Source organism: Alkalicaulis satelles (assembly GCF_008630495.1).
In the GTDB taxonomy this organism is placed as follows: Bacteria; Pseudomonadota; Alphaproteobacteria; order Caulobacterales; family Maricaulaceae; genus Oceanicaulis; species Oceanicaulis satelles.
The window spans coordinates 773,403-788,033 of the sequence record NZ_VWOJ01000002.1 but is presented as its reverse complement, the minus strand read 5'-3'; the positions used below and the strand labels follow the sequence as shown (position 1 = coordinate 788,033).

Annotated in this window: 13 protein-coding genes and 1 tRNA gene; 6 read left to right on the top strand and 8 right to left on the bottom strand. The window is 69.0% G+C overall.

The window, feature by feature from the left end:
- Positions 1-37: 37 nt before the first annotated feature.
- Positions 38-1,372: a 3-phosphoshikimate 1-carboxyvinyltransferase gene (gene aroA, locus F1654_RS09420; protein ID WP_150023399.1), complete on the bottom strand. Its 1,335-nt coding sequence runs from the start codon at positions 1,370-1,372 to the stop codon at positions 38-40.
- A gap of 119 nt (positions 1,373-1,491) precedes the next feature.
- Here aroA and F1654_RS09415 point away from each other — a divergent pair, with 119 nt between their 5' ends.
- From F1654_RS09415 to F1654_RS09400, 4 genes are all read left to right on the top strand, one after another.
- Positions 1,492-1,989 (top strand): TIGR02300 family protein, encoded by a 498-nt coding sequence (locus F1654_RS09415; protein WP_150023261.1) that lies wholly within the window; start codon positions 1,492-1,494, stop codon positions 1,987-1,989.
- 163 nt (positions 1,990-2,152) lie between these two features.
- Positions 2,153-2,228 (top strand) — tRNA-Ala (locus F1654_RS09410).
- Between the two features lie 121 nt (positions 2,229-2,349).
- On the top strand, positions 2,350-2,595 hold the full coding sequence (locus F1654_RS09405) for a DUF1150 family protein (RefSeq protein WP_150023260.1): 246 nt from the start codon (positions 2,350-2,352) through the stop codon (positions 2,593-2,595).
- A gap of 48 nt (positions 2,596-2,643) precedes the next feature.
- Positions 2,644-3,165, top strand: coding sequence for an RNA methyltransferase (locus F1654_RS09400; RefSeq protein ID WP_150023259.1), 522 nt, complete (start codon positions 2,644-2,646; stop codon positions 3,163-3,165).
- Positions 3,166-3,170: 5 nt separating this feature from the next.
- Here the strand turns inward: F1654_RS09400 and F1654_RS09395 are convergent, their stop codons facing one another.
- The 3 genes from F1654_RS09395 to F1654_RS09385 all read right to left on the bottom strand — a co-directional run bounded on the left by F1654_RS09395 (position 3,171) and on the right by F1654_RS09385 (position 5,298).
- Positions 3,171-4,577: a GntP family permease gene (locus F1654_RS09395; RefSeq protein WP_150023258.1), complete on the bottom strand. Its 1,407-nt coding sequence runs from the start codon at positions 4,575-4,577 to the stop codon at positions 3,171-3,173.
- A 92-nt stretch (positions 4,578-4,669) separates the two neighbouring features.
- Positions 4,670-5,008, bottom strand: coding sequence for a Rieske (2Fe-2S) protein (locus F1654_RS09390; RefSeq protein WP_199200525.1), 339 nt, complete (start codon positions 5,006-5,008; stop codon positions 4,670-4,672).
- Positions 5,005-5,298: a YciI family protein gene (locus tag F1654_RS09385; RefSeq protein WP_150023256.1), complete on the bottom strand. Its 294-nt coding sequence runs from the start codon at positions 5,296-5,298 to the stop codon at positions 5,005-5,007. The genes F1654_RS09390 and F1654_RS09385 overlap by 4 nt, the downstream gene beginning before the upstream one ends.
- 115 nt (positions 5,299-5,413) lie before the next feature.
- On the opposite strand from F1654_RS09385, the gene F1654_RS09380 reads away from it, so the two are divergent.
- Positions 5,414-6,046 carry a LysE family translocator gene (locus F1654_RS09380; RefSeq protein ID WP_150023255.1) on the top strand — a complete coding sequence of 211 codons (633 nt, stop codon included), beginning with the start codon at positions 5,414-5,416 and terminating at the stop codon, positions 6,044-6,046.
- A 42-nt stretch (positions 6,047-6,088) separates the two neighbouring features.
- Entirely contained in the window at positions 6,089-8,491 is a 2,403-nt protein-coding gene (gene gyrB / locus F1654_RS09375; protein WP_150023254.1) for a DNA topoisomerase (ATP-hydrolyzing) subunit B, read from the top strand.
- Between the two features lie 411 nt (positions 8,492-8,902).
- Here gyrB and F1654_RS09370 read toward each other — a convergent pair whose 3' ends face one another.
- The 4 genes from F1654_RS09370 to F1654_RS09355 all read right to left on the bottom strand — a co-directional run bounded on the left by F1654_RS09370 (position 8,903) and on the right by F1654_RS09355 (position 14,604).
- Entirely contained in the window at positions 8,903-11,035 is a 2,133-nt protein-coding gene (locus tag F1654_RS09370; RefSeq protein WP_150023253.1) for an amidohydrolase family protein, read from the bottom strand.
- Positions 11,036-11,900: 865 nt separating this feature from the next.
- On the bottom strand, positions 11,901-12,788 hold the full coding sequence (locus F1654_RS09365) for an isocitrate lyase/PEP mutase family protein (protein ID WP_150023252.1): 888 nt from the start codon (positions 12,786-12,788) through the stop codon (positions 11,901-11,903).
- The gene (locus tag F1654_RS09360) at positions 12,785-13,321 is read right to left on the bottom strand and encodes a LeuD/DmdB family oxidoreductase small subunit (protein WP_150023251.1); all 537 of its coding nucleotides are present in this window, start codon (positions 13,319-13,321) and stop codon (positions 12,785-12,787) included. Before F1654_RS09360 ends, F1654_RS09365 begins: the two co-directional genes overlap by 4 nt.
- Complete coding sequence (locus F1654_RS09355; protein WP_150023250.1) at positions 13,318-14,604, bottom strand: aconitase/3-isopropylmalate dehydratase large subunit family protein; 1,287 nt, start codon at positions 14,602-14,604, stop codon at positions 13,318-13,320. Before F1654_RS09355 ends, F1654_RS09360 begins: the two co-directional genes overlap by 4 nt.
- Positions 14,605-14,631 lie beyond the last annotated feature (27 nt).

Below are 14,631 nucleotides of genomic sequence, written 5' to 3'. Positions count from 1 at the left end.
ATCGGGACGGCGCTGGACGGGCGCGGCCATGCGCCGCTCAGGCGATGTCTGCGCCCAGGGCGGCCATGTCGTCAAAAAAGCCGGGATAGGAGGTGGCGATCATGGCGGCGTCATCCACGCTCACCGGCTCGCGCGCGCCAAGCCCCATCACCAGCCCGCTCATGGCCAGGCGGTGATCGTGGCGGGTCTCCACCCGCCCGCCGCCGGGAACCCCGCCCGCGCCGCAGCCATGGACCACCAGATAATCCTCGCCCAGCTCGATCCTGACCCCGTTGGCCGCCAGCATCGCCGCCGAAGCGGCCAGACGGTCGCTCTCCTTGGCGCGCAGTTCGGCCAGCCCCTTCATCACGGTGGCCCCTTCGGCGAACGCCGCGATCACGGACAATATGGGATATTCGTCAATCATGGATGGCGCGCGATCGGCCGCCACCTCGATCCCTGTCAGCATGCCCGAGCGCGCGGAGATATCGACCAGCGTCTCCCCGGCGCGGGTTCCGGCGGGTGTGAGGGTGAGATCGGCGCCCATATCGCGCAAGACCGCGTAGAGCCCGTTGCGGGCGGGATTGTCCATCACGCCGGTGAGCGTCACATCGCTGTCCGGCGTGATCAGGGCGGCGGCGATGGCGAAAGCCGCCGAGGACGGATCGCCGGGCACCGCCAGATCATGGGGCGTCAGCACCCGCCCGCCGCGCACCCGCGCGACAAGGCCCGCCCCGTCCGCCCGGGCCGACATGTCCGCGCCATAGAGGGGAGCCATGGTTTCGGTATGGCCACGCGTGGCGTGGGCCTCGCGCACGGTCGTCTCACCGTCGGCGCCCAGCCCGGCCATGAGGATTGCGCTTTTCACCTGGGCGGACGCCACCGGCGGGGCGTAATCAATGGCCCTGAGCGCGCGCGAGCCGGTCAGGCGCACCGGCAGGCGGCCGTCGCGCGAGCGGCTCTTCACCCCCATCAGGGCGAGCGGATCGAGCACCCGGGCCATGGGCCGGGCCGACAGGCTCTCATCGCCGGTGAACACCGCTTCGAGATCAAAGCGCGCCGCCGCGCCCATCAACAGGCGCACGCCTGTGCCCGCATTGCCCAGGTCCAGCGGCCCGGCCGGACTGGTCCATGCGCCGCGCCCCGTCACCGTCCAGGCGCCCGGCCCGTCGCGGCGCACATCGGCGCCCAGCGCCGCGACCGCGCGCGCCGTGGCGGTCACGTCGGCGCTTTCCAGCAGGTTGGAAATCCGGCTGGTCCCGTCCGCCAGAGCGGAAAACATCAGTGCGCGATGGGACACCGACTTGTCCGCCGGGGCTGGCAGGCGCCCGGCCAAACGCTTGACGGGACTGGCGGTTCTCGGTCCGCTGACAGACGGATTGGCAGGGATCATGGGCACGGATCGCTCATAAGGGTGGAAAAACGCGAAATCGGGTTTTGACAGCGCGCGCCGAACGTGGCAACTGGCGCGCCGATTTAAAGCCGCCATCCAGCGCTGAAGGACCCAACCCCGTGCCCAAGACCGATCTCGGCGTGAAGCGCGTCTGCCCCGAAACGGGCAAGAAATTCTACGACCTGGGCAAGGACCCGGTCGTATCCCCGTTCACCGGCAAGGAATATCCCGTCTCCTTCTTCGAAGAAGAGGCGGTCAAGGCGCCCCCGCGCAAGGCGCCCCGCCCCAAGCCCGATCCCAAAGAGGATGAGGACGAGGACGATAACGAGGACGAAGCGCTCGACGACGCCGGCGACAGCGATGACGAGGACGGCGATGATGACGCGCCCGAGCTCGACGAGGAGCCCATCGATATGGGCGAGGACGAGGATGACGACACCGACGCCGCGCCGGTGAAGGCCAAGACCGCCGCGCCGGCCGATGAAGACCTGGACGGCTTCTCTGACGAGGAATCCGATCTCGACGATGACGAGGACGATAGCGGCATCCTCCTGGACGACGATGACGATGATATTGATGACGTCGTGGTCGGCGATGATGACGACGACGATCTGTAAGCAATAAGGGGCGCCAGCGGCCGGGCGTGAGCCTGGCGCACGCCCGCCCGGCCGCGCTGCACAAGGCGGCGCCGGGCAGGCTTGATCGGGGCGCGGCGCGCGACTAATGTCCGCGCTCCTGATCCGGCGGGGGTCCCTCCCCGCCCGCCCTACGGGCGATTTCGGGGCCATAGCTCAGTTGGTAGAGCGCTTGAATGGCATTCAAGAGGTCGGCGGTTCGATTCCGCCTGGCTCCACCAGTTCTCCAGACCCCCGCAGCCCGATGGCGCGGGGGTTTGTTGTGTTTGGCTCAACCCTTGACGCGTGCGCGCCTGCTTCCCACGTACTTGTCCAGACATTGCGCCAGGAAAGGAGCGCGTCATGAGTGAAGCGATGACCCATAATCCGGACGAAACGGCCGAATCCGGCCCGACCGTTTATGTGCGGGCCATAGCCGGCGCCGAGGTGATGGACGCGGCGGCGGCCAGCGACATCCAGATCCGGGCTGACGACACGCTGTACGCCATTCATGACGAGCGCGGACAGCGCATGGCCGTGTTCTCCGACCGCGACGCCGCCTTCGCCGCGGCGCGCTGGCACGGCGCCCAGCCGGTGAGCGTGCACTAAACCCGAAACCGGTTCCCGATCTGGCTCGAATGGCTCTAGAAAAGGGCCATGAGAGGTTATTTCGCAGTCGGGCTGGAGGGCGTGTCCAAGGCGATGAATCTGGGCGCGGTGATGCGCACGGCTCACGCCTTCGGCGCCCATTTCGTCTTCACGCTCGGCGCTGAACACCGCGCGCGCGAGATCGCCCACGCCGATACCTCCCGCACCCAGGACAGCGTCCCGGCCTATCACTGGCAGGGGGTGGAAGAGATGCGCCTGCCGCGCGGCTGCCAGCTGGTGGGGGTGGAGCTCACCGATGACGCCGTGCCCATGCCCAGCTTCCGCCATCCGCACGCGGCGGCCTATGTGTTCGGCAGCGAGCGCGGCGATCTGAGCGAAGACCTGCTGGCGCGCTGCGCCCATGTGGTGAAAATCCCCACCCGTTTCTGCCTCAACCTGTCCATGGCTGCTGCGATCACGCTCTATGACCGCACGCTGTGCCTGGGCGGGTTCGCAGAGCGGCCCGTGCGCCCCGGCGGGCCCCATCCCGCCCCGCCGCACACATGGGGCGCGCCGCGCAAACGCACCTGACCCCTTCAGAACGCGCCGAACAGACCGCCCAGCACCACCACGGCGGCCAGCGCGGCCACCGGGATCACCACCGCCACCATGAAGATATCGCCATAGGCCTGGCGGTGGGTCAGCCCGCACACCGCCAGCAGCGTCACCACCGCGCCATTATGCGGCAGGGCGTCGAGCCCGCCGGTGGCCAGCGCCGCCACGCGGTGCAGGAGCTCGGGCGAGATCCCCGCCGCGCGCGCCTGTTCAAGATAGCCCGCCCCCAGCGCGTCCAGCGCAATGCTCATCCCGCCCGAGGCCGAGCCGGTCATGCCCGCCAGCACGCTGGCCGAGACCGCCAGGCCCAGCACCGGGCCGCCGCCCAGCCCGTCTATCGCCGCGCGCACCAGTTCAAAGGCGGGCAGGCCCGCCGCCACCGCGCCAAAGCCCACCAGGCTGGCGGTGTTGAAAATCGGCAGGAGGGCGGTATTGGCCCCGGCGCCCAGCGTGGCGGCGGGACTGGCCAGGCGCCGGACATGCACGGCCAGCAGCACCGCGATCGCCAGCGTCAGGGCGGCGATGATGGCCCACAGCCCGCGCACCGCGCCGATATCGGTGGCGCCAAAGCGCGGCTCGGCCAGATAGGGCGCGTCCATGGCGCCGAAAACTATAGTGCTGAAGACATAATTGCCCGCCAGCACCAGGGCGATGGGCGCTACCGCCAGCCATAGCGGCGGATCGCCGGCCCGCGTCCCGGTCTCGCCCGGCGCGCCGATGGCCGGCGTCAGCTGCGGCGCGCCATGATCATAGCCCTGGCCCAGCGCTTTTGCCCGGCGCAGCCGCCAGCTGATCCAGGCCTGGCCCAGACCCAGCATGACCGCCGCGGCAATCAGGCCCAGCCCCGGCGCGGCGAAGGGCGTGGTGGAGAAATACGGCATGGGGATGGCGTTCTGGATGGCCGGCGTGCCCGGCAGGGCGGTCATGGTGAAGGTGAAGGCGCCCAGCGCCACCGCCGCCGGGATCAGGCGGCGCGGCAGGTCCGCCTGGCGGAACAGGGCGTCGGCCACGGGATAGATGGCGAAGGCCACCACGAACAGCGACACCCCGCCATAGGTCAGCACCGCGCAGGCGATCACCACGGCCAGGCTCGCCTGGCCCGGCCCCAGCCGGCGCGCGGCGGCGTCAGCGATCACCCGGGCCGAGCCGGTATGATCCATCAGCCGGCCAAACACCGCGCCCAGCAGGAACAGCGGAAAGAAGCGGGCGATGAACTCCGCCGCGGCGGGCATGAACACCTGGGTATAGCTGGCCATGACCGGCTCGCCCGGCGCCGCCAGCACGGCGGCCAGCGCCATCACCGGCGCCAGCACCAGGACGCTGACGCCGCGGTAGGCGAGCCAGATCAGCAGCCCCAGCGCCGCCAGCATGCCCAGTAAGGAGATCATGACCGCACTCCGCCCAGCGTTTCGCTGCACTGCAGCATAAGCCATGGCGCGGGACTTCAGGCAAGGTCCGGCTTGCCGCAGGCGGCGTCAGATCAGGCCGCAACCACCATCCCGTCCGCCACCTGCACCGGCACCGCGGTCAGGCGCGATCCGCCCGCCGGGCCGCCAGCGCAGGCGCCGGTGGCGATATCAAAGCTGGCGCCATGGAACGGGCAGACCAGAAACCGGCCCTCGCTGACCAGCGTGCGCCCGGATGGCAAGCAGAGGGGGCGGCCCTGATGGGGGCAGACATTGAGAAAGGCGGTGACCGTCTCGCCGCTGCGCACGATGAGGATCGGCGCAGGCGCGTAATCGGCCGGCGCGCCGCCGGGATCGGGAATGGCGTCCAGGGCTTTCAGCGCCGTGCCCGGCGCGGGCAGGGCCGCGCTCACGCCAGCCCCTGCGGCGGATTCAGCGTCCAGCGGAAAGGCATCCAGACCACATCGGCGAACAGATCCGCCCTGGCGTAGGGGTCCTCTTTCAGAATGGCGCGCAAATGCTCGCCATCCTCGGCCTCCACGATCAGGAGCGAGCCCGCGGGCTGGCCCTCGCCATCGAGCAGCGGCCCGCCCATTTTCACCGGCGAGTCCGGCGCGCCCGCCCAGGCCAGATGGGCCGCGCGGTTTTCAAGGCGTACAGACAGGGCGCCCGCCCGGTCGGTACAGGTGACAGCAAACAGCATGGGGCCTCCGGTTCAGGCATGATCATCGCACGCTGGTTACCCCGCCCGCCCGTTCCCGCCAAGCCCTGCGCGGCGGGCTTGGCGGGCGCGAACGGACAGCCTAGCTCTGCGGCCCATGACCCTCGCCTCGCTCGCCGCCTTCGCCGGCGCCATTTTCGTGCTGTTCTTCACGCCGGGGCCGGGCAATCTGGCCATGGTGGCGCGCACCCTGGACGCCGGGCCTGTGCATGGCTGGGTTTATGGCGCAGGGATCATTATCGGCGATCTGTTCTGGCTCACCGTGGCGGTGTTCGGCCTCGCCGCCGCCGCCCAGCTGGCGTCTGATCAGCCCGGCCTGTTCTGGGCGGCGCGGCTTGTGGGCGCGGGGCTGTTGTTCTGGTTCGCGTATGGCGCCTTGCGCGGGGTCTGGCGCCCGGCCAAGGCCGCTGCGCCCCTGCCGCGCGTGACGCCGGGCGGGCTGGCGGCCACGCTGGCGGCGGGCGTGGCCATGCCGCTGACCAATCCCAAGCCCATCGTGTTCTATCTCGCCTTCCTGCCCGCCTTCTTTGATCTCTCCCGCGTGGATGCGGCCAGCTATCTGGCCATGGTCGCGATCATGCTCATCATGTTCGCGCTGACCGCCGGGGTGCATGTGACGCTGGCCGACCGGGCGCGCGGCTGGATGGCGGCGCGCGGCGTGCGGCGCTGGGCGGATCTGGTCACCGGGCTGGTGCTGGCGGGCGTCGGGCTTGTGTTGCTGGTGCGCTGAGCGCCCTCGCGCGCGCGCGCGAAACCCTCTAAAAGGACACCCATGTCAGAGAACCCGAATCAGGAATACGGCGCGGACTCCATCAAGGTCCTCAAGGGGCTGGACGCCGTGCGCAAGCGGCCGGGCATGTATATCGGGGACACCGATGACGGCTCGGGCCTTCACCACATGGTCTATGAGGTGGTCGATAACGCCATCGACGAGGCGCTGGCCGGCCATTGCAGCCAGGTCACCGTGACCCTGCACGCCGACGGCTCGGCCTCGGTCACCGATGACGGGCGGGGCATCCCCACCCAGATTCACGCCGGCGAGGGCGTCTCGGCGGCCCAGGTGATCATGACCCAGCTCCATGCGGGCGGAAAATTCGACCAGAATTCCTACAAGGTCTCCGGCGGCCTGCACGGCGTGGGCGTGTCGGTGGTCAACGCCCTGTCGGACTGGCTCGATCTCACCATCTGGCGCGACGGCAAGGAGCACTATATGCGCTTCCGGCTGGGCGAGCCGGAAAATGGCGAGGATCTGCGCGTCACCGGCGACGCCAATGGCCGCAAGGGCACCAGCGTGCGCTTCCTGCCCAGTGAGGCGACCTTTTCTGAAATCGTGTTCGACCGCTCGCGCCTGCACCACCGCCTGCGCGAGCTGGCCTTCCTCAATTCGGGCGTGCGCATCGTGCTGCGCGACGAGCGCGAGGCCGAGCCGGTGGAGGAAGTGCTGCAATATGATGGCGGCGTGGCCGCCTTCGTCAAGCATCTCGACCGCAACCGCTCGGCCCTGTTCCCCGAACCGGTGCTGATCGCGGGCGAGCGCGACGGCGTCTCGGTGGAAGCCGCCCTGCAGTGGAATGACGGCTATCACGAGACCATGCTGTGCTTCACCAACACCATCCCCCAGCGCGATGGCGGCACGCACCTGGCCGGTTTCCGCGGCGCCCTGACCCGGGTGATCAACCAGTATGCGGCCACCTCCGGCGCCGCTGCCAAGGCCAAGGTCGCCATCACCGGCGATGATGCGCGCGAGGGGCTGACCTGCGTGCTTTCGGTGAAAGTGCCCGACCCGAAATTCTCCAGCCAGACCAAGGACAAGCTGGTGTCCAGCGAGGTCCGCCCGGCGGTGGAAGGCGCGGTCTATGACACGCTGTCGGAATGGTTCGAGGAGCACCCGTCCGAGGCCAAGGCCATCGTCGCCAAGATCGTCGAGGCCGCAGCCGCGCGCGAGGCCGCGCGCAAGGCGCGCGAGCTGACCCGGCGCAAGAGCGCCCTGGACATCACCTCCCTGCCCGGCAAGCTGGCCGATTGTCAGGAAAAGGATCCCGCCCGCTCCGAACTGTTCATCGTGGAGGGCGATTCGGCCGGCGGTTCGGCCAAGCAGGGCCGCAACCGGGAGAACCAGGCTGTGCTGCCCCTTCGCGGCAAAATCCTCAATGTGGAGCGCGCGCGCTTCGACAAGATGCTGTCCTCAGACCAGGTGGGCACGCTGATCACCGCGCTGGGGGCGGGCATTGGCCGCGACCAGCTCGATCTGGACAAGCTGCGCTACCACAAGGTCGTGATCATGACCGACGCCGACGTGGACGGCGCCCATATCCGCACGCTCTTGCTGACCTTCTTCTACCGCCAGATGCCCGAGCTGATCGAGCGCGGCCATCTCTATATCGCCCAGCCGCCGCTCTACAAGGTGAGCCGGGGCAAGTCGGAGCGCTATCTCACCGATCAGGCCGAGATGGACGCCTTCCTGATCGAGGAAGGCGCCAGCGAGGCGGTGTTGGAGCTGGCCAGCGGCGCCAGCATCACCGGCGCCGATCTGGCCGGACGGGTCAAGGCCGCGCGCGGCGTGCTCTTGTCGCTCGAACGCCTGGCCGCGCGCGCGCCCATGTTCGCGCTGGAAGCCGCCGCCCTGTCCGGCGCGCTCAGCCCTGATGCGGAAGCTTCCGCCATCGAGGCCGCCGCCAGGCGCCTGGCGGCCATGGCCGACGAGGGCGAGGACGGCTGGACCGGCGGTCCGGCGCCCGAGGGCGGCATCGTGTTTGCGCGCGAGGTGCGCGGCGTGACCGAAAGCGTGACGCTGGACGACCGGGTGCTGGCCAGCCCCGACGCCCGGCGCCTGGCCGAGCGGGCCATGGCCATTGCCGGCGATTATGGCGGCCCCGCCGTGTTCCGCCAGCGCGGCCAGGAGACGATCATCCACACCCCCGCCCAGCTGGTGCGCGCGGTCCAGGCGTCTGGCGCCAAGGGCCTCAAGATCCAGCGCTACAAGGGTCTGGGCGAGATGAACCCGTCCCAGCTGTGGGAAACCACGCTGGACCCCGAGGCGCGCTCGCTCCTGCAGGTCTCCATCGAGGAAGCCGACACCGCCGACGAGCTGTTCTCCAAGCTCATGGGCGACCTGGTCGAACCTCGCCGCGACTTCATCCAGGAGTTCGCGCTGGAAGCGGAGGTGGATGCTTAAACCTGCCTTCCCGGGCGACCGCAGGGAGACCCGGGACCCATCCACCGGTCATTCGCCACTGTTGAGGCGGTCGGACTCTATGGGGGATGGATCCCGGATATGGGCTTCGCCCATTCCGGGAAGGCAGATGTGGGCCGGGGCGAGCTTTACTGATCTCCCGCACCCCCTCACCTTTATCCTCTCCCCCATGGTCATGGGGGAGAGGGGTCATCCACGCCGCGCTTTATCCTTTGGGCTTGGGATCAGGCTTTTCCGAAAGAATCTCAACGCCTAAGCCCCCTCTCCCCTCTGGAGGGGAGAGGATAAAGGTGAGGGGTGCAGCGCCAGCACCCAAGGATTATCCGCGCGCTTTCCATTTTGCGTTTTCCCGGCGTTCGCCGGGGAAACGCGGGTGGAGAGGGCAGAGCCCCTTCAATCCCCCGCCACGCTCACCGACGGCGCCGCGGCGAACGGTCTGATGCCGAACTCGGGATAGATCTCTTCGGGGAAGTAGACGACGCCGTCAGCCATCACCATGGAGATGGTCTTGATGGCCTTCAGGTCCTCAGTCGGATCGCCGGGGATGAGGAAGACATCGGCGTAATAGCCCGGCGCGATACGGCCCAGCTCATCGCCAGCGCCCAGATAATCGGCCATGCCATGGCCGGCCCAGGCGAGAATCTCCGCCGGGCTCATCCCGGTCTCCTGATAGAGCTCCAGCTCGCGGTGATAGGTGAAGGAGCCGCCGGTATCGGTGCCGGGCACCAGGAAAATCCCCCGCTCGCGCATGCGGCGCAGGGTTTCGAGGATCTGGTCGAACGCGCCGCGATAGGCCGCGTCATCGTCCTCGCTCTCAATGGCCACCCAGGCGCTGCGCGCCGAGCGCTGGCTCGCCACCGGCATGTGGTCGATATAATCCACCGCGCCGGGATTGATCTCGCCATTGCGCGACAGCAGAAGCGATTCATGTATCACCAGGGTGGGATCGATGGACACGCCCCGCTGGGCCATCGCATCCAGCGTCGCATTCACCGCTGCGCTGTCCAGATCGAGATCCGGCAGGCGTTTCAGCGCGGTGAGCCGCAGCAGCGTGCGCGTGTCCTCGTCGGCATCGAGCACCCAGCCCAGCATGAGCTGGTTGATATGGGTGATCTCGTCATAGCCCGCCGCGATCATGGCGTCGGCGTTTGTGAAGGCCGGGATATGGCCGGACACGCGCATATCGCGCTCGCGCGCCGCGGCGATCACCTCGGGGATCCAGTCCGGGCTCATGGAGTTGTAGATCTTGATCTGGTGGAACCCGCCCCGGTCGGCATAGGCGTGAACGGCGGCCACGGCGTCCTCCACCGAATCCACCAGCACGCCGGAATTGGAGTTGAACGGGCTGCGCCCCTCGATGAAGGCGCTTCGGAAAATGCGCGGCCCCGCCATGCGCCCGGCTTCGATCTCCGCTTCCAGCCGGTCCAGGCTGTCATTGTCATTGCCCATATCACGCACGCTGGTCACGCCCGCAGCCACATTCAGGAAGGCCGCCGTCTCGCCTAAGTGCGCATGCATTTCAAACAGGCCGGGGACCAGCGTTCCGCCCGCGCCATCGATGACCGTCTCGCCCGCGCGGCGCACATCCGGCGCGTCTAGGCTCACAATGCGCTCGCCCTCGATGAGCACCGACACCGGCGCCGTCAGCGCCTGCGCATCGGGATCGAACACGCGTACATCGGCGATGCGCACCGGCCCGTCATAGCGCCGGGCGACGCGGCTCTGGATACCGGCATAGCGCTCGGCCTCCCAGGCGCCGGCGCGCTCGCGCAGGCGCGCATCCTCGCCCTCGAACCCTTGGGCGATCACGGCAAAGCGCGGCGAGACGCTGGCGAAGAACCGGTCGCCATCCATGATCACCCAGGACGGGTTGAGGCTGGCGCCTGACAGGGCCCAGGCCTGCACCTGGCGCACCGCGCCGTCTGCACCCGTCACCTCGAGGGTCTCCACCGGGTCCAGCCGCAGCTGCCCGCCGGGCAGGGCCGGAAGCGTGCGCCCGGGCGCGGCCATCAGCGCGCGCGCAGCCAGTCCCAGCGCATAGGGGCTGGCGTTCTGCGGCACATAGAGCGCCGGGCCGCCGGGGTGAGCCTGCCCCTCGCCGGTGGAATCGCGCCAGTGCGCTGCGCCGTCACCCTCGCCCTCGTCCTCGCGATGAAAATGCTCGTCCACCTGATTGCCGAACGTGGTCGCGCCCTCAATCGTCCAGTGGACGGGATGGCCGCCGGCGCCCAGATGGATGGCCTCCTCAAAGGTCGGCCCGCGCCCGTTATTGCGGAACTCGTAGCCGATGGCGTAGCGGTCCGCCTCGCGCCAGACCTCCAGCGCGCCAATGGGCGTGCCGCTGGTCATCACGGTGAAGACGGCATCCGCCGCCCGGGTCTGGCCCCAGCGATCAGCCCCCGCCGCCGCCTCGCCCGCCGCCTCGTTCCCGGCCTCACGCGTGCCCGAAGGCTCGCCGCACGCCGCCAGCGCCAGCATCGCACCCGCCGCCATCCCGGCCGCGCCCCGCGCCATCCATCCCGCCATCACCCATACTCCCGCACAAACCATCGTGAGCGCAAAGGGTTAGCACGCGGGCGCGGGGCTTGTCTGTGCGTTATAGAATTACGGGGGGTGTGGGTCTTTTCCCTCCCCTTGATGGGGAGGGTGGGCCGGAGCATCGCTCCGGCTCGGGTGGGGTGGAGAGGCAAGCGCCCGGCGATCTCCCGCACCCCCTCACCTTACCTCTCCCCCATCTCCATGGGGGAGAGGGGGCTTCGGGCGCAGCGATTTATCCTTTGAGCCAGGCGACTGGCAGTTCCGAGAAGAATTCAGCGTCAAAGCCCCCTCTCCCCTCTGGAGGGGAGAGGTAAGGTGAGGGGTAGGCGCCAGCGCGCGGTGATCCTCTACGCGCTCAGCGTCTTGCGTTTTCCCGGGCGGCCCCGGACTTGATCCGGGGGAGACCCGGGACCCATCCACCGGTCGTGCGCCGCCGCTGAGGCGGTAGAGCCTTACGGGGGCTGGATCCCGGATATGGGCTTCGCCCATTCCGGGAAGGCAGATATGGGTCAGGTCACGCTGGAGCGATCTCCCGCACCCAAGGATTGTCCGCGCGCATTCCATTTTGCGTTTTCCCGGCGAACGCCGGGGAAACGCGAGGTGGAGAGGGTAGCGCTGAAATGATGTCCGGCGCCTGTGAGCTCCCCCCTTATCCACCCCAACCCCGCCCGGGCCTAAACTCCCGCCCATGGCTCACGCAGACCCACGCCCCGCGCCTCGCGAGCGGAAGCGCCCATCATCCCCGCACCCGCGGGACGGGTGGGCGCAGAAGGGGGATGGTGATAACAATGATAAGAACCGTTCCGGGGCGTTTTTCGCGGAAACTCTCACGCGGCCCTCGCCGGCGCCCCCCTCACTCCGCCGCCTTGGGCGCTTCGCCCGCATCATAGCGCTCCCCGTCGGCCTTCATCTCGTCGATGCCCAGAAGCGTGTTGAGCTGGCCGAAATCGAGCATGCGGTCGCGGTATCGCGCTGTGGCGCCGTCGGTTTTCAGGGCAGCCAGGAAGTCGCGGGCCATGAAGGCCAGGGCGCGCACCAGCGCGCCCGGCGTGATCACGAGGCGGTATCCGGCCGCGGACAGATCGTCCAGGGTGCGCAGGGGCGTGCGTCCGCCCTCCACCATATTGGCCAGCAGCGGCGCACGGCCGGCAAAGCGGGCGGCGGCGGCGTTCATCTGGGCCATGTCCTGGGGCGCCTCGATGAACAGGATGTCGGCTCCGGCTTCGAGATAGGCTTCGGCGCGCTCCAGCGCGGCGGTGAAGCCCTCCACGGCGATGGCGTCGGTGCGCGCAATGATCAAGGTGGCCTCGCTGGCGCGCGCATCGACCGCCGCGCGCACCTTGCCGGCCATTTCGGCCAGGCTGACCAGGCTCTTGCCGGCCAGATGGCCGCAGCGCTTGGGCAATTGCTGGTCTTCGAGCTGGATGGCGCTGGCGCCCGCGCGCTCGAAGGTTTTGACCGTGCGCTGCACATTGAGCGCATTGCCAAAGCCGGTATCGGCGTCGACGATCAGGGGGATGGGCGTGCGCTCATGGATGCGCGCGATCGTGTCGGCCACCTCCTTGGCGCTGACCAGGCCCAGATCGGGCCGACCCAGCTGGGTGTAGGCGATGGAGGCGCCCGACAGATAGGCCGCCTCGAACCCGGCCTCGGCCACCAGCAGCGCGCTGAGCGCGTCATACACGCCCGGCGCCAGCACGGCGGGGCCGTCAGCGGCCAGACGGGTCTTGAGATCGGTCATGTGAGGCTCCCTGGGGCCGCGCCGTGTCCGGCGTCTTGTGGTTCTGGGTTAAAGCGGCGGGCCAGGCTGGCCATCAGCCCGCCCTCCGCGATCATGGCCATGAGGTGCGGCGGCAGGGCCGCCACCGTCCAGCCCTCGCCTGTGGTCAGATTGTCGAGGCGCCCCGCCGCCAGATCAAAGCGCAGCCGGTCGCCGGTCTTGATGCGCCCGGCCGGATCAAAGCGCATGGCGGGCAGGCCGATATTCATGCAATTGCGATAGAAAATGCGCGCAAAACTCGCCGCGATCACCGCCGACACGCCCAGCGTCTTCAGCGATATGGCCGCCTGCTCCCGGCTGGATCCGATGCCCAGATCCTCGCCCGCCACCAGCATGTCGCCGGGCCGGACCTGCGCCGCGAAATCCGGATCGACGGCTTCCAGCGTGTGCCTGGCCAGCTCTTCAGGGCTTTTCTTCATGGCGTAGCCGGGGGCCAAGAGATCGGTGTCGATCCCGCCGCCATAGACCCAGGCCCGGCCCTCGCGCACGCTCATGCCGCCGCCCTCCGTCCGGTGAGGAAGGGGCGCGGATCGGCCACCCGGCCCTCAATGGCGCTGGCCGCCACGGTGTAGGGCGAGCCCAGATAGACCGAGGCGTCCTTGTGGCCCATGCGGCCCTTGAAATTACGGTTGGTCGAGGAGATGCACACCTCCCCCGCCGCCAGCAGCCCCGCGCCCAGCCCGGCGCACGCGCCGCAGCCCGAGGGCAGCATCACCGCACCCGCCTCGATCAGGGTTTCCAGCGTGCCGTCTTTGGCCGCCGCCGCCGTCACCCGCGCCGAGGCCGGCGCCACCAGAAGCCGCACGCCAGGCGCGATCTTGCGGCCTTTGAGCACCGCAGCGGCCATGCGCAGATCGGAGAGCTTGGCGCCCACGCAGGCGCCGATATAGGCCTGATCAATGCGCGCGCCGTCATGATCGCCCACATCGGCGCTGTTGGCGGGCGAATGGGGCGCGGCGGCCTGGGGGGCGAGCGCCGCGCCGTCGAGCTTGAAGGTCCGAGCGAACACCGCATCACCATCGGAGCGCCAGCGGTCGGGCGCATCATCCCCGACGGTCCCGCCATGGGCGCGGATATGGGCGAGCGTCACGTCATCCGGCGCGATCAGGCCCGTCTCCGCGCCCAGCTCGGCGGCCATATTGGCCAGCACCATGCGCGCCTCCATGTCCATGGCGCGCACCGCCTCGCCGTCATACTCCACCGCCTTGAAGTGATTGCCCATGCCCAGATCCCGGCACAGGGCGAGCATCACGTCCTTGGCTGTGACGCCGTCGCTCAGGGTCCCGGTGATCTCCACGCGGATGGTGTCCGGCACGGTGGTCCAGGTCTCGCCCGTGGCGGCTATGGCGGTCATGTCGGTGGCGCCAAAGCCCGCCGCATAGGCGCCGAACGCGCCGGCATTCGTGGTGTGGCTGTCGCCGCCCGCAATCACCATGCCGGGGATCACGTGCCCGTTCTCGGGCAGGATCACATGGCAGATGCCCTTCATGTCGTAGAAATGCTTCACGCCATAGTCGCGCGCAAACGCGCGGGTCTGTTTCAGGATGGCGGCGGATTCGGCGTCGACAGCCGGGACATAATGATCCGACACGATCACCACGCGGTCCGGATCCCACAGCCGCGCGCCCAGCGCTTCCAGCCGGGCCTGCCAGCGGCGGGGCCCGGACGAATCATGGGCCATGGCCAGATCCACGCCGATGGTCACGATGTCGCCCGGCGACACCGCGTCGCGCCCGGCGGCGCGTGCGAGGATCTTTTCAACAAGGGTTGCGGCCATAGCTTGCCCTCAGTACCACACTGCCAG